General features: G+C 47.1%; 20 protein-coding genes and 1 pseudogene. 5 read left to right on the top strand and 16 right to left on the bottom strand.

Annotated features, from left to right (window positions below; all coding sequences use genetic code 11):
• The first annotated feature begins 1 nt into the window (after window position 1).
• Complete coding sequence (locus tag JNC77_RS16140) at window positions 2–871, top strand: N-formylglutamate amidohydrolase (RefSeq protein ID WP_374834345.1); 870 nt, start codon at window positions 2–4, stop codon at window positions 869–871.
• Between the two features lie 29 nt (window positions 872–900).
• Window positions 901–1,722 carry an alpha/beta hydrolase family protein gene (locus tag JNC77_RS16135; protein ID WP_374834343.1) on the top strand — a complete coding sequence of 274 codons (822 nt, stop codon included), beginning with the start codon at window positions 901–903 and terminating at the stop codon, window positions 1,720–1,722.
• A 9-nt stretch (window positions 1,723–1,731) separates the two neighbouring features.
• Here the strand turns inward: JNC77_RS16135 and JNC77_RS16130 are convergent, their stop codons facing one another.
• The 13 genes from JNC77_RS16130 to JNC77_RS16070 form a co-directional block, all read right to left on the bottom strand.
• A complete protein-coding gene (locus JNC77_RS16130; protein ID WP_374834341.1) occupies window positions 1,732–2,610 on the bottom strand; it encodes a sucrase ferredoxin in 879 nt (292 codons plus the stop codon).
• Window positions 2,611–2,622: 12 nt separating this feature from the next.
• Window positions 2,623–3,567, bottom strand: coding sequence for a GntR family transcriptional regulator (locus JNC77_RS16125; protein WP_374834339.1), 945 nt, complete (start codon window positions 3,565–3,567; stop codon window positions 2,623–2,625).
• Between the two features lie 410 nt (window positions 3,568–3,977).
• Entirely contained in the window at window positions 3,978–4,754 is a 777-nt protein-coding gene (ehuA, locus tag JNC77_RS16120; protein WP_374834363.1) for an ectoine/hydroxyectoine ABC transporter ATP-binding protein EhuA, read from the bottom strand.
• 8 nt (window positions 4,755–4,762) lie between these two features.
• The gene (gene ehuD / locus JNC77_RS16115; RefSeq protein WP_374834337.1) at window positions 4,763–5,455 is read right to left on the bottom strand and encodes an ectoine/hydroxyectoine ABC transporter permease subunit EhuD; all 693 of its coding nucleotides are present in this window, start codon (window positions 5,453–5,455) and stop codon (window positions 4,763–4,765) included.
• A 12-nt stretch (window positions 5,456–5,467) separates the two neighbouring features.
• A complete protein-coding gene (gene ehuC, locus JNC77_RS16110) occupies window positions 5,468–6,133 on the bottom strand; it encodes an ectoine/hydroxyectoine ABC transporter permease subunit EhuC (protein ID WP_374834335.1) in 666 nt (221 codons plus the stop codon).
• Between the two features lie 59 nt (window positions 6,134–6,192).
• Complete coding sequence (gene ehuB / locus JNC77_RS16105; RefSeq protein ID WP_374834333.1) at window positions 6,193–7,044, bottom strand: ectoine/hydroxyectoine ABC transporter substrate-binding protein EhuB; 852 nt, start codon at window positions 7,042–7,044, stop codon at window positions 6,193–6,195.
• Window positions 7,045–7,104: 60 nt separating this feature from the next.
• Window positions 7,105–8,118: a N(2)-acetyl-L-2,4-diaminobutanoate deacetylase DoeB gene (gene doeB / locus JNC77_RS16100; RefSeq protein WP_374834331.1), complete on the bottom strand. Its 1,014-nt coding sequence runs from the start codon at window positions 8,116–8,118 to the stop codon at window positions 7,105–7,107.
• A gap of 4 nt (window positions 8,119–8,122) precedes the next feature.
• Entirely contained in the window at window positions 8,123–9,301 is a 1,179-nt protein-coding gene (gene doeA, locus JNC77_RS16095) for an ectoine hydrolase DoeA (protein WP_374834329.1), read from the bottom strand.
• A complete protein-coding gene (gene eutC, locus JNC77_RS16090; RefSeq protein WP_374834327.1) occupies window positions 9,298–10,311 on the bottom strand; it encodes an ectoine utilization protein EutC in 1,014 nt (337 codons plus the stop codon). Before eutC ends, doeA begins: the two co-directional genes overlap by 4 nt.
• Window positions 10,311–11,339 (bottom strand): hydroxyectoine utilization dehydratase EutB, encoded by a 1,029-nt coding sequence (gene eutB, locus JNC77_RS16085; protein ID WP_374834325.1) that lies wholly within the window; start codon window positions 11,337–11,339, stop codon window positions 10,311–10,313. Before eutB ends, eutC begins: the two co-directional genes overlap by 1 nt.
• A gap of 66 nt (window positions 11,340–11,405) precedes the next feature.
• Window positions 11,406–12,854, bottom strand: coding sequence for a MocR-like ectoine utilization transcription factor EhuR (gene ehuR / locus JNC77_RS16080; protein ID WP_374834323.1), 1,449 nt, complete (start codon window positions 12,852–12,854; stop codon window positions 11,406–11,408).
• Window positions 12,855–12,996: 142 nt separating this feature from the next.
• The gene (locus JNC77_RS16075) at window positions 12,997–14,400 is read right to left on the bottom strand and encodes an aspartate aminotransferase family protein (RefSeq protein WP_374834321.1); all 1,404 of its coding nucleotides are present in this window, start codon (window positions 14,398–14,400) and stop codon (window positions 12,997–12,999) included.
• A gap of 12 nt (window positions 14,401–14,412) precedes the next feature.
• The gene (locus tag JNC77_RS16070) at window positions 14,413–15,891 is read right to left on the bottom strand and encodes an NAD-dependent succinate-semialdehyde dehydrogenase (RefSeq protein ID WP_374834319.1); all 1,479 of its coding nucleotides are present in this window, start codon (window positions 15,889–15,891) and stop codon (window positions 14,413–14,415) included.
• Between the two features lie 120 nt (window positions 15,892–16,011).
• Between JNC77_RS16070 and JNC77_RS16065 the strand changes: the two genes are divergently transcribed.
• The 3 genes and pseudogenes from JNC77_RS16065 to JNC77_RS16055 all read left to right on the top strand — a co-directional run bounded on the left by JNC77_RS16065 (window position 16,012) and on the right by JNC77_RS16055 (window position 18,807).
• Complete coding sequence (locus tag JNC77_RS16065) at window positions 16,012–16,479, top strand: Lrp/AsnC family transcriptional regulator (protein ID WP_374834362.1); 468 nt, start codon at window positions 16,012–16,014, stop codon at window positions 16,477–16,479.
• Between the two features lie 150 nt (window positions 16,480–16,629).
• Window positions 16,630–17,978, top strand: a pseudogene (locus JNC77_RS16060) (ISNCY family transposase).
• Window positions 17,971–18,807 carry an alpha/beta fold hydrolase gene (locus tag JNC77_RS16055; RefSeq protein WP_374834317.1) on the top strand — a complete coding sequence of 279 codons (837 nt, stop codon included), beginning with the start codon at window positions 17,971–17,973 and terminating at the stop codon, window positions 18,805–18,807. Before JNC77_RS16060 ends, JNC77_RS16055 begins: the two are co-directional and overlap by 8 nt.
• A 313-nt stretch (window positions 18,808–19,120) precedes the next feature.
• On the opposite strand, the gene JNC77_RS16050 is transcribed toward JNC77_RS16055, so the two are convergent.
• The 3 genes from JNC77_RS16050 to JNC77_RS16040 are packed head-to-tail and all read right to left on the bottom strand — an operon-like array spanning window position 19,121 to window position 19,863.
• Entirely contained in the window at window positions 19,121–19,264 is a 144-nt protein-coding gene (locus tag JNC77_RS16050; RefSeq protein WP_374834360.1) for a hypothetical protein, read from the bottom strand.
• A gap of 11 nt (window positions 19,265–19,275) precedes the next feature.
• Window positions 19,276–19,560, bottom strand: a complete 285-nt coding sequence (locus JNC77_RS16045) for a hypothetical protein (protein WP_374834315.1) — start codon at window positions 19,558–19,560, stop codon at window positions 19,276–19,278.
• Between the two features lie 15 nt (window positions 19,561–19,575).
• Window positions 19,576–19,863 (bottom strand): transposase, encoded by a 288-nt coding sequence (locus tag JNC77_RS16040; RefSeq protein ID WP_374834313.1) that lies wholly within the window; start codon window positions 19,861–19,863, stop codon window positions 19,576–19,578.
• Between the last annotated feature and the right edge of the window lie 56 nt (window positions 19,864–19,919).

The raw sequence follows: 19,919 nt of genomic DNA, 5'->3' as shown, positions 1-19,919 counted from the left end.
GATGCTGGATAAAATTGAACCTATTGAAATTGAAGGCGTTCTTTCTGTTGTAGTGCCCCGTGCCCCGCTTGTGCCATTGGTATTTGACAGTCCTCATAGCGGATTGCAAATCCCGGATGATTTTCATCCGGCGGTGAGTGTCGAGAGGGTGCGTGTTGCGGCAGATACCCATGTGGATGATCTGTTTTCCTTTATACCGGATATTGGTGCACCGCTTTTGAAAGCGCATTTTCCGCGTAGTTTTCTGGATGTGAACCGCTCCCGTCTTGATATGGATGTGCAGATGGTGGAGGGGGACTGGCCTTATCCGGTGCGTAACAGCCCCACCGCACAGCGCGGTATGGGGCTGATGTGGCGCTATGCCTGGGGCAATGAGCTGATGCATGACCGTTTACTAAGTGTTGCCGAGGCAGAAAGCAGGATTGCGCGCTACTGGCAGCCTTATCATCGGCAGTTAGCGGCATTGCTGAATGCGGTTTATGCGCGTTTCGGGCGGGTCTATCATATCAATTGCCATTCGATGACGGCGGTGGGACACGCTATTTCTTCCGATCCTGCAGGTACGGTGCGGGCGGATATTTGCCTTGGCGATCTTGATGGTACATCGGCCTCACCGGAGCTGGTTAATCTGATAGCAGAAACTTTGCGCGGGTGCGGGCTGGATGTGGCGATCAATAAGCCGTTCAGGGGAGCGGAGCTGACAGAGAGTTATTCAAATCCGCGTCACAACCGCAATAGTCTTCAGTTTGAAATCAATCGCCGCCTTTACATGGATGAGGGCACGCGTGAGCGTAATGCTGGTTACGACGCATTGAAAGCATCGCTTGCGCATCTTGGCAAAGTTCTGGCCGCTTATGCCATGGAAAAATAATGGGCTTGAGGGATCAAGGGAGATTATAAATGTCAAAAAAACTAAACTTCTATGAATTGGGCAGAACGCCGTTTTTCGCTTCACGGATGGATCAACGTTTTTCTTACTGCTGCTATATTCCAAGCAGTTATAATCCAGATGGCGATAAGGTTCACCAGCTTGTTGTGTTGGTGCATGGCAGTTTGCGTGATGCAGATATTCTGCGTGATGAATTCATAGATTTTGCTGAAGAGCATGAGTGCATTTTGCTGGCGCCACTTTTCCCATGTGCTATCGGAAAACAGGGCGAGCTTCATAATTATAAGCGTATTATTTATGAAGGCATCCGTTATGATTTGATCCTTCTGGATATGATTGAAGAAGTTGCTGCGCAATATCGCATTGAAAAAGAAAAGTTTTTGTTACACGGCTTTTCCGGCGGCGGTCAGTTTGTCCATCGTTTTCTCTATCTCTATCCGCAGCGTTTGCTTGGTGTTTCCGTTGGTGCTCCGGGTACGGTAACACTGCCGGATGATCAGAAATCATGGTGGGTCGGCACTAAAGACACCGATGCGATTTTTGGACGTCCTCTTGATGTGGAAGCAATGAAACAGGTGGCTATCCAACTTGTCATCGGTGATGAGGATACCGAAATATGGGATGTCACCGTAGGGCTGCAATCAACATTGTGGATCGATGGTATTAACGATAGCGGTGAAAACCGTGTTGACCGGTTGCGTTGCTTAGAGACATCATTGCAGAAACTTGGCCTTACGCCGCGTTTTGATACTGTTGCCGGTGTCTCCCATGACGGAACTGCTATTCAGGGATCAGTCAAAGCATTTTTCACGGATGTTTTACGCGCAAAATAAACAAAAAATCTAAATTTTCACTCTGATATTCACTGCGATCCAGCGCATTATTTGCGTCGGGTCGCTTTCATCTTTTAATGTTACGCAGCGTGTATTCACCGGAAAACTGGTTTTGCGTAATGATATCTCCAACACATAACTGCCAATTACAGTGTCGATGATGATGCTTGTACCATCATGCGGCTCGATTATTGGGTGAGGAAAAGAGACGTTGCCGTGCAGTCCTTTCTCCTGCGCCCATGTGAGTGCAGCATGTTCCGCCACTTGTGAAAGTGCATCAAGCTCTGGGTTACCACGATAGGCTGGCAGATAGGGCGTGCCCTTTTTTATATGCTCAAGAAAATTTGCAATATTTTCAGGTTGCAACCGGCTGTAGCGAGCACGTTGCGGCAGCACGATTACAGAAGCAGCAAACCGGCAACCGCCCAGATGTGTGGATTGCAGAATGCGGAAATGTTGCGGGTCAGCTTGTGCTTTGAGGGCTTTCCATGTCGCAAAACCATATCGGGCACAGCATGGGTCTTGTTTGGCATCTGTACAGCAGACAATTGTGATGCGGTTATCCTTTTCCCCCTCAAGCTTAGCGCCGTCCGCCAGCTCGTAGATCAGTTGTGCTGCTTTTTGCGGTTCGATTTGTGTAATATTGATGTTGTCACAGCTCAGGGCAATATCATCGCCATCGACCAGTGCCACATGCAGTCCCGCAGCATTGGCGGTCATGATCGCATCGGCAAGTTCCACCGGCATAGTATGAGACTGCGTGCGCGGAACCCGCCAATGCGCACGCGGCCAGTGCAATAATATATAACGTTTTGCAGCACTGCCTGCCCCTGCCAGTGGTTCGCCTCGTTCTATACAGATGTCACGGCAGAAAATATGCTCAACCATTTGGCAGCAAAACTAATCTTGTGCAGCAGCAGGGCGGCTGTCTGCAGATACGTAGGAGCGGCTGAGATGACGGTACAGTATAGCCGAGGCTAATTTACGATCATCGGTTTTAATAGCTTCAAGAATAGCCAGATGATCGCGGGCTGCTTTGCGCACACCTGTTTCACTTAGCTCGGCAAATTCCGCATATTCGGTCATACGGCGCAGGCTGTTTTGTCGCCGGATTGATTGAATGAGAAAACGGTTGCCCGACCATGAGACTACAGTTTCATGGAAATTAGCATTAGCCTCAAACCATTCCGCGCCCTTAATCATTGCCAGTGGCATATCGAGTAGCGTTTGTTGCGCATTTTCCAGTGCTGCAAGCTCGGCAAGATCTGGTTTAAATGTATCTTCCATTATAGCACCGCACTCAATAATTGTGCGAAAGGCATAGGATTCATTGACAGATTGTTTGTTGTCCAGACATTCGGCAAAACGCCAGCCATGGCCATCGCGCCGCTCTGCCAGCCCCTCGGAAGACAAGCGCATCAACGTGCGTCGTACAACACCGCGCGATGAATTGAATTGTTCCACCAGCTCAGTTTCTGATGCCTCGTCGCCGATCATGCCATTGGCACGCGCATGCATCAGCTGGTGGTATAAAGTATCAACGTCAGAAGGAGGAACCAGTTCTTCCATCTGATCTGTTGTCAGTGGCGTATTGAGCAGCGTGAAACCACGATTATCGGTTTGAGTGATAATGCCTTTTTCAATCAGGTAATACAGAACCTGACGAATTGGAGTGCGGGAAATACCAAATTCCCGAGACAATGCAGCATCAGAAATCTTCTCACCTACAGCCCATCGGCCCGATTGTATCAATGGCATTAATTTACGTGCAATTTCTGCTTGCAATGAACTGAGGTTGCTGGTGTCTAACCCATGCGGTGATGTCTGAACGGTTCTATTTTGCACAGGACGCTTTCAATTTTAGTGGTAAACCGGAAATGATTTTCCATTAATTATAAAACATTATTAAGCAACAATCCAATCGTAAATTTGTATTATGTGTTTTAAATATGGTATTTGAAAATATAGATCTACAATTTTTTCTGTCAAAATTTATGAATTAAAATTTGCTTGCAAACACAGTATTACAAACTGGCCAATCATTGCGGTAAGCGTCATGACATTGGCTTCTCAAGGTTGTGTTTTTGTAATCACATGCCTGCATTCCTGAAATCAACATAGTAAATGGACAGCTAAATCTATCGCAAAAAATGCGAATTGAAATTTAGCTCATACTTGGTGAGCCCGATACCTCTGAGGACATAATCTTTCGGTACATTGCGCCAGCACAGGCCATTTCTCATCAAAGAATTCGATCAACTATAATCAATAACAGATGACAGAAATTCTCGGGTTCGTTCTTGTTTCGGGTTACCGAAAATTTGATCCGGGCTACCTTCTTCACAGATACGCCCTTTGTCAAAAAAGCAAATGCGATCTGAAACTTCGCGTGCAAAACGCATTTCATGTGTAACCAAAAGCATGGTCAAATCATGCTCATGCGCCAAATCACGGATAACAGCAAGAACTTCCCCAACCAATTGCGGGTCGAGAGCCGATGTCGGCTCATCAAAGAGCAATACGCGCGGACGCATGGCAAGCGCACGTGCGATGGCAACACGTTGTTGCTGACCGCCGGAAAGCTGTGAAGGAAAGTGGTCTTTTTTATCAGAAAGCCCGACCATTTTGAGTAATTCAATGGCTCTTGCTTCCGCTTCTGCCCTTGCAATGCCAAGCACACGTATTGGCGCTTCGATAACATTGCGTAAAACGGTCATATGCGGAAAGAGATTGAAGCTTTGGAACACCATTCCAACATGACTGCGGATTTGATGCAGATGTTTTTCGGATGCTAAAAAAGGGCCTTTACCACCATCTTCATGATAAGAAGTTCCTGCAAGTGTCAAACGACCTTCCTGAAACGGTTCCAGTGTCATCAAAATACGCAAAACAGTTGATTTTCCAGAACCTGATGGGCCAATTAGGGTTACTTTTTCACCTTTTTCCACTTTGAAATTAAAATTATCAAGCACTGTCAAAGCGCCAAAGCGTTTATTTACTTCGGAAAATTCAATGATGGTAGGTGATGTCATATTATCGGTCATCTTAATGGTATTCCTGCTTTGGGAAGCGTTTTTTGCAAGCGGTGAAGTCCGGCCGAGCAAATCAGCGTCAAAAGGAGAAAGATCAGGCCGACAAGCGTCAGCGGCACCAGATATTCAAAAGTTCGTTCACCGATCATATTGGCTAGAGCCATCATTTCCAGAATAGTAATGACGGATAAAACCGGTGTCTCTTTAATCATAGCAACGAGATAATTGCCCATTGCCGGTAAAATGCGAGGGATTGCCTGAGGTATGATTATGTCGCGATAGGCTTGAAAAGGCGTCAAATTAAGAGCGGTTGCAGCTTCCCATTGACCACGCGGAACAGCTTCAATACCGCCACGATAAACTTCCGACGTATAAGCTGCATATTGCAAACCCAATGCCAATGCACCAGTCATAAATGCTGGCAAGACAATACCGAACTCCGGCAGCACATAATAAAGAAAGAATAATTGCACCAAGAGCGGAGTATCACGCAGAAACTCGACGATAAAGGCCGTTGTCCAGGAGATTGCTTTATTACGGCTGCGCCGCAGCAAAGCAAATATCAGTCCCAGCACTAATGCAATCAAAAATCCGGCAGCCGCGGCTTTCAGTGTAACCGTCAGCCCAATAAGAATGATAGGCAGGATCGAAATTGTATAGCTGATCCATGTTGTTGTATCCCATTCATAACCATACATCATAGCGTGTTATCCTCATGAATGTGTTATGCGGGGAAAGGCATTGCCGCGACGTACAAAATGCTCGATCAGCCGGATTGCCAGCATCAACATAAGCGACATCACAAAATAGCCGAGCAGTGTGAAAGTGTAGACGCTCGTGCTATCCAAAGTGATGTTGCGTATAGATTGAGCAGAGAATGTCAGATCGGCAATTGAAATGAATGAGACCAAAGAAGAAAGCTTCAATGTCTCAATGGCAAGATTGCCGAAAGCCGGCATCATCTCTACGACTGCTTGCGGCAGTGAAATACGATAAAGGGTCTGAAACCGGTTGAAATTCAATGCACGCGCAGCTTCATGCTGTTGCACTGAAACCGATTGCATTGCCCCGCGCACAATCTCAGCGCCATAACCACCCGCATGAGCTGCCAGTACCAGAATGCCGGTGGTGATCGGATCCAAACTGAGTCCGACGAGGGGCAATGCATAGTAAAACCAGAAAAGCTGAACCAGCAACGAGGTGCCGCGAAACACTTCCGTGTAACACAGCGCAATTGTTGAAAGAACAGGCCCGCCTTCAACACGCATGAGGCCAAAGATAAAAGCAAGGCAAGCGCCGACAGCAATGGCAGCAAGCGTGATTGTCATAGTAACGCCAGCACCTTGCAACAGCATCGGCAGATAGGCTGTCCAGTCCATCTTTTTCTCCTCCGGTTAGCAAGCAGGATGTGTCCGGACAAGGCCGGACACGTTGTCCATTATTTGCCAGCACAAAGATCGGCGGTGTTTTTTTCTGATGCTGCCGCAATACTTTGTTCAGAGAGACCGTATTTGCTAAGAATTGTTTTATATTCGTCAGTCTTGCGGAATTCGATCAAAGCCGCATTGAATGCATCGCGCAAATCCTTGTCCTCAGGTCTGAAGGCAAAAGCACCGTAATTACGTACTGGGGCATCGTTGACGGTCGGATCTTCAAATGGTTCGACTTGCTCGACTTGTGTCTGCCCTTTGGCAAGCTCCGAGACGGTCAGCTCGGTTGCGGCATAAGCATCGGCACGGCTTTGTACCGTTGGAATAGCGTCAGCATTGGCTGGAATATAAATAATTTGATCTTCTTTAACGCCGACAGCGCGCAGAAAATCAACATTATTAGCACCTGAGACAACAGCCACTTTCAATGACGGATCTTTAGCAATATCAGCGTAAGTTGTCAGGCCTTTAGGATTGCCCTTTTTAACCAGAAGCCCTTCACCATAAGATGAGTTTGGTTCGGTGAAAGCGACCTGTTTGCAACGCTCCGGCGAGATATTTTGCTCGGCTGCAGTAAAGTCATAACGCTTGGCCTTAAGCCCCGGAATTAGGGTTCCAAATGGTGTAACCGTCCAGTTAACATCCTCGATGTCCATAGATTTCAAAACAGCATTGGCGACATCAGGTCCAATGCCTGCAGATGTTCCATCGGACTGCATGAAAGAATAGGGCACTTCATTGGCTGTTGCAGCGCGGATATAGCCTTGCTCTTTGGCTTCATCCAAGGTCAGAGCATTGCCGGCGGAAATGGACAAGCTCAAGGCAACAATTGCCAGACCTGCAGTTTTCATCATAGTCATTTTATTCTCCTCCTGTTTAATTTCAGTGGCTCGTTTTCGAATCTCACTGTGATTGGGTGGTCAGATTGTCTCCGTAATTGTTGCAATAACGGACAGGCAGTCACCCGTCTTGATAAGGCCGGGCACGTGGCGTGCAGCCAATACACCATCTAAAGCTGCATGATATTCAACTGGGGCAATTCCGGTTTTACCTAGTGGATAAATGCGGGCGATAGTCGCGCCTTTTTTGACCTTGTCCCCCAGATTGCAGTTAAAGGCAATTAAGCCGTCATTTTGGGCAAAAGTGAAGCAATCATCGGATGGCATATCCAGCCATTGGCTAGGCCGGATATCAATATTACCTTTTAATATGCCAACATGACGAAGAATATTGCAGGTGCCTTTTCGGGCAATCTCAATGGAAGTAGCAGTTGCAGTGCCTGCCCCTCCCAGTTCTGTGGTTACAAACACTTTGCCCATTTCTTCAACGGTTGTATCAAGCATGCCGACAGCATCAATTTCGAGCATTTTCATAGAAAAAGGAGCGTTAAATGCTTGCACCGCCGCAAAGCAATTGGCTTCCTGATCTTTGTTCGGCAATTCATGTGCGGCCGCATAAGGAAGAAAGTCGAGTGTTTTGCCGCCTGAATGAAAATCAAGCACAATATCGGCAAGCGGTATCAGATAGCGCGTTACATAATCGGCAATCTTTTCGGTAACAGTGCCGTCTGCTCGGCCGGGGAAACTACGATTAAGATTGCCCCGATCAATTGGCGATGTACGGGTACCGGCACAAAAGGCCGGATAATTGAGCGCCGGAACAATGATAATTCTGCCATTGACTTCAGCCGGATCAATCGTCTGAGCCAATTCAAAAAGTGCGGCGGGGCCTTCATATTCATCGCCGTGATTGGCGCCTGTGAGTAATGCAGTCGGCCCTTCATTATTCGCGATGACACAGATCGGGATCATAACCGACCCCCATGCACTGTCGTCACGGCTATAAGGCAGACGCAAATGGCCGTGCTGTATGCCTTTTTTGTTCAGGTCAACCGTGGCAGTAATAGGAGAGGAGCGTTGTAAACTATTCAGCATGGCATCAGCTCTTCACGAACAACTGGCGAGGAACATTCGATAAGCACTCAACGCCTGTTTCTGTAATGGCGATGCTTTCGGTAATTTCCAGCCCCATATTCTCCAGCCAAAGGCCGGTCATGAAATGAAAAGTCATACCCGGTTTTAACTCGGTTTTATCACCCGGACGCAGGCTCATCGTCCGCTCTCCCCAATCCGGCGGGTAGGACAGTCCGATCGGATAACCAGTGCGATTATCTTTGATGATGCCATATTTTTTCAAAACCTTAAAAAAAGCATTGGCAATATCTTCGCAGCTATTTCCTGGTTTTGCCGCAGCAAGACCTGCCTCCATTCCTTCCAGTGTTGCTTTTTCCGCATCAAGAAATGCCTGCGTCGGCTTACCAAGAAAAACCGTACGCGAGAGCGGGCAGTGATAACGTTTATAAGCACCTGCAATCTCGAAAAAAGTGCCTTCGCCGATACGCATCGGCTTGTCATCCCATGTCAAATGCGGGGCGGATGCATCAATACCTGACGGCAGCAGGGGCACGATTGATGGATAATCGCCACCAAATTCGGATGTGCCGCGAATGCCGGCATCATAAATTTCTGCTACCAGATCGCATTTTCGCATCTCTGGCTCGATAATATCTACGATACGCTGATGCATAAGTTCGACAATTTTTCCGGCCTTGCGCATATAATCAAGCTCGGTCGGGCTTTTGATAGAGCGCTGCCAGTTGACCAGACCATTCGCATCTTTAAAACGAGCATTAGGCAAATGTTTTTGTAAAGACGCAAAGGCTGCGGCGGAGAAGTAATAATTATCCATCTCAACGCCGATTTTGAGGCTTGCCCATTTATGTTCATCAATGATTTGAGCAAGAAGGTCCATCGGATGGCGTTCTGTTGATTGAACATAATGATCCGGATAGCCGATGATATTATCATGATCGAGATAGGCTGTGCGCTTTGCGCCATTGGCATCTTGCTTGCGGCCATACCAGATTGGTTCACCGCTTGGCGGAACAATTACACATTGATGCACATAAAACGACCATCCGTCATAGCCGGTCAACCAATGCATATTGGCAGGATCGGTTACGATTAAAAGATCAATACCCGCGGTTTCCATGGATTGGCGGGTTTTCGATAAACGTTCGGCATATTCCCCAGGTGTAAAATTCAGCGCTATTGTCACGCCGCATCTCCCATTTTAATATCATTTTTAATGATTTGGCCGGATTCCGCATCTTTTGCGCGGTTAAAGGCTAAATTTGCGATTGCTGTATCTTGTACGCCTGTACCGGTCAGATCGGCAAAAGTGATGGTCTTTTCGTCTTTTCTCGCTTCCGCTTTTCCGGCAATTACATCGCCAAGCTCGGCAAATGATGCATCACTTTCGACTGCTCCTGCGGCAATGGCATGATGTAATTCGCCAAGAATACGCGTCTGTGCCAACCGGTCAGCTATATAGGTCACACGCTTGAAAACTGCCGGATCAATTTCGTTTTTATGCTCTGCATCAGAACCCATCGCGGTCAGGTGCTGACCTTTTTCAAGCCAATCCTCAAAAAATATCGGCTGTTCTGCAGGCGTGGTGGTTACGATAATATCAGAAGCCTTAACGGCATCACGAGGATCACTATAGGCTTTCACTTCAAGCGGATATTGATCAGACAATTGCTTGGCAAGGATTTCAGCTTTGGTGGGATTTCTTGCCCAAATCCGAACAGAATTGATCGGGCGAACCAGTAACAAAGCTTCCAGCTGCAATTTAGCTTGCATGCCTGCGCCAAAAATTGTTGCGGTTGATGAATTCTCACGCGACAAATGACGGGCAGCCACAGCACCGGCCGCAGCGGTGCGCAGGTCAGTAAGATAGCCATTATCAAGCAATAAAGCTTCGATGAGCCCTGTACGGGCGCTTAGCAAAATCATCAAGCCATTTAAGCTTGGAAAGCCAAGTTTGGGATTATCAAAAAAGCCAGGGCTGACTTTGATGGCAAAACCATCGAGTCCCGGCACATAAGCCGTCTTGACGTCCACTTCTCCACGATATTTAGGAATATCCAATCGCAAGATTGGCGGCATGGCGACGGGTTTTGTCGCCAGTGCTGCAAAACCTGCCTCAACACAATCAATCGTAGCCAGATCAAGCTTGATAATAGCCCGCAAGTCTTTCTCTGTGAGTATGCAGATACGGCTCATCAAATGCCTCCCTCGACAATTTTTTGATGCATTGCAGCATCAATATTTCCGCCTGAGATGATGATGGCAGTTGGCCCTTTAAGTTTGATTTTTCCTGCGAGAAGGGCCGCAATACCGACCGCTCCGGCGCCCTCGAGGGTTTCACCTTCTTCTTGCGCGGCATGGCGGATGCCTGCAGCTATTTCTTCTTCACTCAACAAGATGATTTCGTCGAGAAGTGCACTGCAAAGAGGAAAAGTCACTTGATTGGTGAGACCAATGCCACCGCCAAGGGAATCTGCCAAACTTTCCTCTTCGGTAACCTCAACAGGCTGACCGGCACGGATAGAGGCTTCCATTGCAGCGCCGCGCTCCATTGATATACCGATGATGCGAGCTTGTGGCCGGAGCGCTTTAACCGCAACAGCTATGCCGCCTGCGAGACCGCCTCCGGAAAGAGGGATTAAAATTGTACTGAGCTCCGGCAGCTCCTCAATAATCTCGAGCCCGATTGTACCTTGACCCGCAACGACATTGACATCATCAAAAGGCGGAATGGAAGTCAGCGAACATTTCGTCACCAGCTCTGCAACTTCGTTTTGAGCATCATCCTGTGACATGCCGGTGATGCAAATCTCCGCGCCAAGCGCATGAATGGCATCGACTTTGTTTGCCGGCACAAGTGCTGACATGCAAATGGTGGCTTTTAATCCAAGTTCGCGCGCTGCATAGGCTACGGCGCGGCCATGATTACCGGTTGATGCAGTGACCAAACCCTGAGCGCGTTTTTTCTCATCAAGAGAAAGAATGGCGTTGATAGCGCCGCGTAATTTGAAAGCCCCGATGGGCTGGCGTGTTTCAAGTTTGAGATAAACAGGCTGGCCTGTGAGGGCAGACAGCCTATTGGATTGGACAAGAGGTGTTCTCACCACGAATTTATCAATACGTGCAGCCGCATGTTCGATATCGGATAGAGTAACGGGAAGACTATCCGCCGATACTTTTTCTGCTCTGGTGACTGGTTGAAAATCTCTCATCATGATTGTCATGGTGAGAGAGAAACAAAATCATGTCAATTAATATAATGTCATGATACAATTATTGTGAGGTTCAAGTCATCCAATTGCACCCACATCAAACACCGGCGGCAATTGCTCAAAAGCATGACGGATTGTCGTCAAGGCTTTGGTTAGCCCTGGATGGCTCATGCGTCCGCCAAGACAAATGCGAATACCGCCACCATGACCGGGGCCTGCAATGAAAGGTTCGGAAGGGGTTACTGCAACATTTTGATTGGCCAGCACACGCACCAATCCGTCCTCAGTCCAATGTGCCGGTACTTTCAGCCAAGCGCAGAGCGAGAGCGGATGGCTTGATGCGATATGGTCGCCAAGAATTTTGCAGGCAATCATTTGTCTTTGTCGTGCTTCATCGCGCTGTATGCCGAGTAAACGCTGTGCTGTGCCATTTCCCACCCAACGCGTAGCGATCTCGCCTGAAAGATAGGTTCCGCTCCAACTGGACACGCGCAAAATGGAAGCAGCCCGCATTGAATAGGCTGGTGGCACCACCAGATAACCAACGCGCAAACCGGTCATGACCGTCTTGGTGAAACTGGTGATGAAAAAACCGAGATTAGGCAACATCTGCGAAATTGCAGGCAGATCATCCTCGATAATCGGACGATAAACCTCGTCCTCAATCACAAAAACCCCATAACGCTCGGCAATGGTTGCAATTTGCTGCCGACGCAGCGCACTCGCCACATGGCTGGTCGGGTTGTTGAGGGTAGGGACGAGCACAATTGCCCGCACACCGCCAGCAGAACAGGCAGCTTCAAGTGCATCGGGCAAAATACCTTCCTCATCCGTCGGCAAGCCTTTAAGACTAAACCCTAAAATATTGGCAAGCCCGATAATGCCGTGATCGGTCAGGTTTTCACACAGCACCACATCACCTGAACGGATAACACAGCTTAACGCCAGAAAAATACTGTGTGCTGCACCATTGGTTACCAGAATACGCTCAATGCCTGCTGTTATGCCGATTGGTTGCAACCATGCGCGTGCAGCTTCCCGATGGTGCTCTAGTCCGGCAATCGGCCGGCAAGGCCGCATGAAACTGCTATTGTCACTTTCAGAAAGTTCGAGCAATATTTCGCGTGAAGCGTTTTCATGTTCATCAAGATAAACACAACGTATTATCGATAAATCGAGCACTTCATTCGGGCTGTGATCGAGCATCATACGCCCTGCACGCTCGGTGACGCGTGATTTGACAAAGGTTCCTCGGCCGATCTCGCCGCTCAAATAGCCAAGACGTTCGGCCTCTTTATAAGCAAGGCTGACAGTCTGGATTGATAGCCCAAGTTCATGCGCCAGATCGCGATGCGTGGGCATACGATCCATCGGCCTTAAAATGCCTGCTTCAATGTCAGTAATGATACAACTTGTCAGTGCGGCATGTTTTGTCTCCCCCTTCTGCTTGACAATTTGGGGATTCCAAACGACAGACTTCGACGAAGTGGAAGGCGTATTTTTATAAATATTGATTTGATTGAACATGAAATTGTCTCGTTTATATAACGATCATTTCATGACATTATGCATAGTTTTTACTAAATATGAAGTACTATACACAGCACAAGCTGTTTTAGACGAACAAGATCAACCGGCGAAATAAAATATCCCGCCGGTTGAATTTCAATCAGATTTTTTCACCCGATTTTGTAAGCTCGTCCATAACCGAACGCACTGCGGCTTCGGCAATTGAGACCATTTCATCAACCTCCTCTTTGGTGGTGACAAGCGGTGGCGCAAAACCCAATATATCGCCATGCGGCATCGCACGGGCAATCAATCCACGCTCGCGTGCAGCTTTGGAAATACGCGCACCAACGCTTTGCTCCGGCTTGAAACGGGTTTTCTTTTCACGGTCGGCAACAAATTCAATTGCTCCCATCAAGCCCACCCCGCGCACTTCACCAACGATAGGCAGCTGTGCGAATTTGTTTTTCAATTGCTCTTGAAAGTAAGCGCCGACGACGCGCGAATTGCCCGGCAAATCTTCTTTTTCAACAATATCCAGCACTGCATTGGCAGCAGCGGCACCAATCGGATGACCTGAATAAGTGTAGCCATGCGAGAAGGAACCAATACGATCGGCAGCGTCTTCCATCACATCATAGACTTTTTTGCCGACAATCGCGCCTGAAAGTGGAAAATATGCCGAAGTCAGCCCTTTCGCCACAGTAATGAGATCTGGCTCCATGCCATAATGCTGAGAACCGAACATCGAACCGGTGCGGCCAAAGCCGGTGATGACCTCATCAGCAATCAGCAGGATGTCGTATTTCTTCAAAATTTTCTGCACTTCCTCCCAATAACCTTCCGGAGGAGGAGTAATGCCGCCAGTTCCAAGCACTGGTTCGGCGATAAACGCACCAATTGTATCTGGATCTTCTCGCAAAATAAGCTGTTCGAGCTCAACTGCACGGCGTTTGGAAAATTCTAATTCGGTTTCTCCGGCCTCCGCGCCCCAATAATAATGGGGAGCGCCGGTGTGCAAAATGCCTGCGAGCGGCAAGTCCATATGATCATGATAAAAACTCATGCCGGTCATAGAACCTGAAACAACGCTGCAACCATGGTAGCCACGTTCACGCGAAATGATCTTTTTCTTGTTCGGCTTGCCGCGTAAATTATTATAATACCAAACTAATTTGGCCTGTGTTTCATTGGCATCCGATCCAGACATGCCATAAAAAATCTTGCTCATATTGCCCGGCGACATTTTCACCAGACGGTCAGACAAAATCGCCAACTCATCGGTCGTATGTGCAGCATAGGAATGATAATAAGCAAGACGATAAGCTTGGCGGGAAATCGCTTCGGCCACTTCCGCACGGCCATAACCGATATTGACGCAATAAAGGCCTGCAAAACCATCAATTAACTGATTGCCGTGAACATCTTGAATCCGGATGCCTTTGCCGGTTTCTACAATAGTCGGATCACCCATTTTCCCGCTGGCAAAATCTTTCAGCTGCGTGAAAGGATGTAAAACTGAATTACGATCCATCTCGGCGATTTTTTTATAGTCAACAGTCATGATAAAAATCCTTTATGCAGCAAGATTGCCGAAGCAGACATATTTTGCTTCGAGATATTCAAAGAGACCGTGACGTGAGCCTTCACGCCCTAGACCGGACTGTTTCCAGCCGCCAAATGGTATCGGTGCTCCGGTGAATTTTGGTGTATTGACAGAGACCATGCCGTATTCCAGCTGGTCGGTCAGCCTCATGGCGCGGCCAAGGTCATTGGTATAAACATAGGCGGCTAAGCCCATTTCCGTATTATTTGCCCGCTTGATGACTTCTTCCTCGTCATCAAAAGATAAGATGGCAGCAACCGGCCCGAAGGTTTCTTCACGCGCAATCAGCATATCGTCTGTGACATCTGCTAACACGGTCGGGCTCACAAAATTTCCGCCCAACGGACTATCCTGTCCGCCACATACAAGGCGCGCTCCGGCCGAGATTGCTTGCGCAATTTGTTGCCTGCATTTTTCTGCCACAGTCGGACGCGTCATGGGCCCGATATCTGTGTCCGTTTGCAGTCCGTGTCCGACTTTTAATTTGGAGGCCGCTTCAGCAAATTTATCAACAAATGCATCATATATAGAACGCTGCACATAAATACGGTTTGCGGCCAAACAGTCCTGTCCGGATGTAGCAAATTTTGCACTCATACAGCCTTTAACAGCATGTTCCAGATTAGTATCGCCAAACAATATAAATGGTGCATGCCCCCCGAGTTCCAGCGATGCCTTTTTAATTGTGGCAGCAGATTGAGTAAGCAAAATACGCCCGACCTCAGTTGAGCCGGTAAAAGAAAAACCGCGAACATGGGGATTTTCCAGCAGATGGCGTGCCAATGGTGCCGCTTCGCCAGTAATTACCTGCAAAACACCTTTCGGCAAACCAGCTTCTTGAGCCAGTTTAGCAAGGGCCAGTGCCGAAAGCGGTGTTTCTGGAGCAGGCTTGACAATCATAGTGCAGCCCGCAGCCAAGGCCGCACCGGCTTTGCGTGTGATCATCGCGGAAGGGAAATTCCAAGGTGTAATCGCCACTGTGACGCCCAAAGGCTGCATTTGCACCGAAAGACGACTGCCTGGTAAATGGCTTGGGATTGTTTCGCCATAAGCGCGTTCACCTTCCGCGGCAAACCAATCCAAAAAGTTGGCGCCATAAGTAATTTCGCCAAGTGCTTCTAACAGCGGTTTGCCCTGTTCAGCGGTCATTATTGTTGCCAGATCCTGCGCATTTTCACGCATGAGCATGGCCCATTTGCGCAAGATTTGCCCTCGCTCAACAGGCAAAAAATCACGCCACCGGACAAAAGCTTCCTTCGCATAGTCAACGGCATTGGCTGCATCTTTAAGCGAGCAAGCGGTAACATCCATTAAAAATGCGTTGGTTGCAGGATCGATAACTTTTGTTGTTTGCTCGCGAGCTACCCATGTCCCGTTTATAAAAGCACGGTGCTCGATCAGATCAGGTCGCCGTAAATTTTTAATCGCGGCAGAGGCAAGGTTTTTCATGCGTGAACTCCGTTTGGGGTTTACACAAGTCTAACTGCTCGACATGATATAAATTCTGCAATGATTGAAATTAAAATGCAGAAATTATTCGCATTTCACATATATGAGCAGGAATTATGCATAATGACATTAGATAGGGCTGATAGAGCATTGCTGGATGCGGTACAAAAAAACAATCGCATGACGTCAGAAGAGCTCGCACAAATCGTGCATCTATCTCCGACAGCCTGTCAAAGACGCTTGAAGCGTTTGCGGGACGAGGGGGTTATTGAGGCGGACGTGTCGATTGTTTCCCCCAAAGCTGTCGGGCGCAATATCACAATGATCGTTCTCGTTTCGCTTGAACGGGAAAGAGCGGATATTGTGGACCGTTTCAAAACGGCGATACGTACAACCAAAGAAGTTATGATTGGCTATTATGTAACGGGAGACGCTGATTTTATATTGGTTATTACCACCAAAGACATGGAGGATTATGAAGCCTTCACCCGTCGTTTTTTTTATGAAAACCACGATATCAAAGGCTTCAAAACCATGGTGGTGATGGATCGCGTGAAAGCAGGATTTACATTTCCGATTGATCTTTAAAATTGCCGAATTGGTGAAATACAAAATACACTTTATTGTTCCATAATATATTATCCAGGGTGGGTTCTTTTAGCCGCAAAGTTAAAATGTCCTGTTTCTGCAAAGTAAGAATGTCACACTCTTCGCATTTGAGGATGTGGGAGTTTGCAGATGGGATGGATTTTAATGAGCGAGCGAGAATTACATCGTATTGAAGGCCGGATGACGCTTGCATCCGCAGCGCATGTTCTGGCTTTGAGCGAGCGCCATGTTCATCGGTTGTTGGATTGTTTTATCAATGATGGCGCAGCCAGCATTCGACACCGAAGCCGTGGATGTCGGTTAAACAATCATTTGCCTGATGGTATCCGCGATTATGCTTTGACCTTAATTCGCGAACGCTACCTTGATTTTGGCCCGATATTGGCAGCGGAGAAATTGGCTGAACATCATGGGCTGAGCGTGTCGCGTGAGACCTTACGTAAATGGATGTAGGAAGCCGGAATTTGGCTTTCCCGCAAGCAGCGCCGGACATTTCATCAGCCACGGTTACGGCGTGAATTCTATGGCGAATTGATCCAGATTGATGGCTCTGATCATCGATGGTTTGAAGATCGCGGGCCACCCTGCACACTGCTTGTTTTCATTGATGATGCCACCAGCACGTTGATGCAGTTGCTTTTTGTGCGCTCGGAAAGTGCTTTTACATATTTTGAGGCTTTAGAACTTTAACTCAATACTCATGGTCGCCCAATAGCGTTTTACTCCGACAAACATTCCGTGTTTCGGGGTGCAAAGACCGAAGCTAAAGTGGCCAGCGCATGACACAATTCGGGCGTGTACTTTCGGAACTTAATATTGAGATTCTATGTGCGAATTCCAGTCAGGCGAAAGGATGTGTTGAACGTGCAAATCGCACATTGCAGGATCGTTTGGTCAAGGAACTCCGACTGGCTGGGATATCAGATATGGAGGCAGGCAATGCTTTCTTACCAGAGTTTATGATGCGGTATAATGCTAAGTTTTCCAAGCTCCCTGCCCGTTCTGATAATATGCATAAACCATTGAATATAACGGATGATCGCCTTCGTGATATTCTATGTAAACGCGAGCAACGCTATGTTGGTGCCCAATTAACATTTTCCTTTGAGCGCAAAAGAATTATGCTGGAAGACAATAATATAACTCGTGGCCTGGTTGGTAAATATGTTGATACCTATGCCTTTGTCGATGGTCGTCTTGATATCCGTTGGAGAGGACTTTCTCTGCGCTACAAGATGTTTGATGTGGATCACGTGAGCCATACTGCCATTGTTGAGAATAAACGGCTTGGCGAAGTTCTTGCCTTCATTAAGGAGCAGCAAGAGCAGATGCCACAACCAAAGGTGAAGAGTAACAGCCAGAAAAATGGTTATCAGCCGAATGGCCGTAAACCGGGCCGGAGGACTAATTTCATCAATGACCCAACTGCCATCACGCGAAGCGCTCAATCATTAAGTCGAGCCGGATCAAATGAATGAAAAAATGCGAAAATATACTCACATTTTTACCGAGAATGCAGCACTATGGACAGAGGTTATAGGTGGCGGCGAACCAGTTATTTTTTTGCATGCAAATGTTTGTGATAGCCGTATGTGGCATTCTCAAATGGAGGTGTTAGGACGTTATTGTAAGTCCATAGCATACGACAGAAGAGGGTTTGGTAAAACACGTGCAAAAACAACAGATTTTTCTTCTATTTCTGACTTAATGGCTGTAATCGAAGCATATTCTGAAGATAGACCCACCATTTTAATCGGGTGCTCACAAGGCGCAAAAATTGCTTTGGACGCGGCGTTGTTGCACCCATCGAAGATCAAAGCCGTTGCGCTCATCTCACCGTCTGTGAGTGGCGCGCCAGAACCGAATTACCCAATTGATATAAAAGAGCTATTACTTCGTCAAACCCAAGCTATCACAGCACAAAAAAACAATGAAATAAATGCAATCAAGGCAAGGCTTTGGCTTGACGGTCCACTTGCTTGTGAGGGGTGTATTAAAGGGCAAGTAAGGCAATTATTTTTTGATATGTATGATACTGCATTAAAATCTTCACCAATAGGTTCTGATCGGGATCAAGTGCGAGCCTATCAACACTTACATGAAATAGAGATGCCTATACTTGTATTATGGGGAAGCTTAGATTTTCCTCATATTCAAGAAAGGTCTCAATATATCTCAAAAATAGTATTCAAAGGGCGAGGAAAAGAGCTAAATAATGTTGCTCATCTTCCAAATTTAGAGATACCTGATGAAATTACAGAGATCATAATTGAGTTTGTTAATTCCGTTCAATCGATTGATGATTAGAACCAATATCCATCTCAGTTGAGGCATATATCGCCCCCATTCCTCGTTTGCAACCCTGACCAGCCGCTCAGAACGGGGGCTTGACGTTGCATGTGGGATGAAAATGACATTTCTACTTTACACAGAAGTGGAAATTTCAACTTGGTCGCCATAATATTTATAGCAGGGTGGGTTCTAGTTTGAAATGCGATTTCTAAAGCTGAATAATGTATGAATATCATTCATTTATGCTCAAAAATACAACCTGAGAAAACCTTGCAAAAAGCCTCGTAACCGCGCTAACAACGGCACTGTAATGTGACAACTCAGATCGTCACCTGATTTCTTTGCATTGAAAACCCTCTAGCAGCGCTTTATTATAAGCTGGAAATAAAGCACTGAAATCGACAAGAAACGATACAGGTTTTCCTTGTGTGGTAAATACGATACGAAAACGTCCAGGGCTTTCTTGTCTTATCTTCCCTTGATCTAGTAAACGAAATAGTGACCATGGGCGCTGGCGCTGGCAACTTCATTCCAGCTATCAGTAAAAATAAGAAACTTGGATGTACGATTGCTGCCTTCACCAGGCCAATAGATGGAAACAACATCCTTTTGTTGAGGTGTTCCGGTAACGCAAGTGCCCACAATTTGCATGACCGCTGCTTTTATGTTTTCAGGTACACTCAGCGCCTTAATGTTCACTGAAACGTTTGGTGTTTCTGAACTGTTAAGGAAGAAGCTGCGCCTTATCTGGTCTGCTTTTTCAAACATTTCTAGGGTCAGGACTCATTGATTAATCCAGATGATGATTGTTGCCGCAATGCAGATTGCAGACATGAATGTATGAGCGCAGCGGTCATATCTTATGTGAATGCGCTGCCAGTCTTTGAGTTTTCCGAACATATTCTCGATTTTGTGCCGCTTTCGATAGAGCGTAACGTCATGTGTTATCGGCACTTTGCGGTTTGCCTTTGACGGAATACATACCTTAATGCCACGCTTGGTGAGTGCCTCCCGAAGCCAATCTGCATCATAGCCTTTGTCAGCCAAGAGTGCTCTAGGCTGAGGACTCAATTACCCCCCTGCGATGATTGTAGAAACAAGAGCAATTGCGGCGAGATAGTTTATTG

Source organism: Paenochrobactrum pullorum, assembly GCF_041929845.1.
GTDB lineage: Bacteria > Pseudomonadota > Alphaproteobacteria > Rhizobiales > Rhizobiaceae > Paenochrobactrum > Paenochrobactrum pullorum.
This window is presented reverse-complemented; position numbering and strand designations above follow the sequence as displayed.

Coding starts and splice junctions, on each gene's coding strand:
- JNC77_RS16045 (WP_374834315.1), bottom strand. CDS start 19,560: ATGTTTGAAAAAGCAGACCAGATAAGGCGCAGCTTCTTCCTTAACAGT.
- JNC77_RS16130 (WP_374834341.1), bottom strand. CDS start 2,610: ATGGTTGAGCATATTTTCTGCCGTGACATCTGTATAGAACGAGGCGAA.
- ehuC (WP_374834335.1), bottom strand. CDS start 6,133: ATGGACTGGACAGCCTATCTGCCGATGCTGTTGCAAGGTGCTGGCGTT.
- JNC77_RS16135 (WP_374834343.1), top strand. CDS start 901: ATGTCAAAAAAACTAAACTTCTATGAATTGGGCAGAACGCCGTTTTTC.
- ehuD (WP_374834337.1), bottom strand. CDS start 5,455: ATGATGTATGGTTATGAATGGGATACAACAACATGGATCAGCTATACA.
- JNC77_RS16075 (WP_374834321.1), bottom strand. CDS start 14,400: ATGACTGTTGACTATAAAAAAATCGCCGAGATGGATCGTAATTCAGTT.
- ehuR (WP_374834323.1), bottom strand. CDS start 12,854: ATGTTCAATCAAATCAATATTTATAAAAATACGCCTTCCACTTCGTCG.
- JNC77_RS16140 (WP_374834345.1), top strand. CDS start 2: ATGCTGGATAAAATTGAACCTATTGAAATTGAAGGCGTTCTTTCTGTT.
- ehuB (WP_374834333.1), bottom strand. CDS start 7,044: ATGACTATGATGAAAACTGCAGGTCTGGCAATTGTTGCCTTGAGCTTG.
- ehuA (WP_374834363.1), bottom strand. CDS start 4,754: ATGACATCACCTACCATCATTGAATTTTCCGAAGTAAATAAACGCTTT.
- JNC77_RS16070 (WP_374834319.1), bottom strand. CDS start 15,891: ATGAAAAACCTTGCCTCTGCCGCGATTAAAAATTTACGGCGACCTGAT.
- eutB (WP_374834325.1), bottom strand. CDS start 11,339: ATGACAATCATGATGAGAGATTTTCAACCAGTCACCAGAGCAGAAAAA.
- doeB (WP_374834331.1), bottom strand. CDS start 8,118: ATGCTGAATAGTTTACAACGCTCCTCTCCTATTACTGCCACGGTTGAC.
- JNC77_RS16055 (WP_374834317.1), top strand. CDS start 17,971: ATGAATGAAAAAATGCGAAAATATACTCACATTTTTACCGAGAATGCA.
- eutC (WP_374834327.1), bottom strand. CDS start 10,311: ATGAGCCGTATCTGCATACTCACAGAGAAAGACTTGCGGGCTATTATC.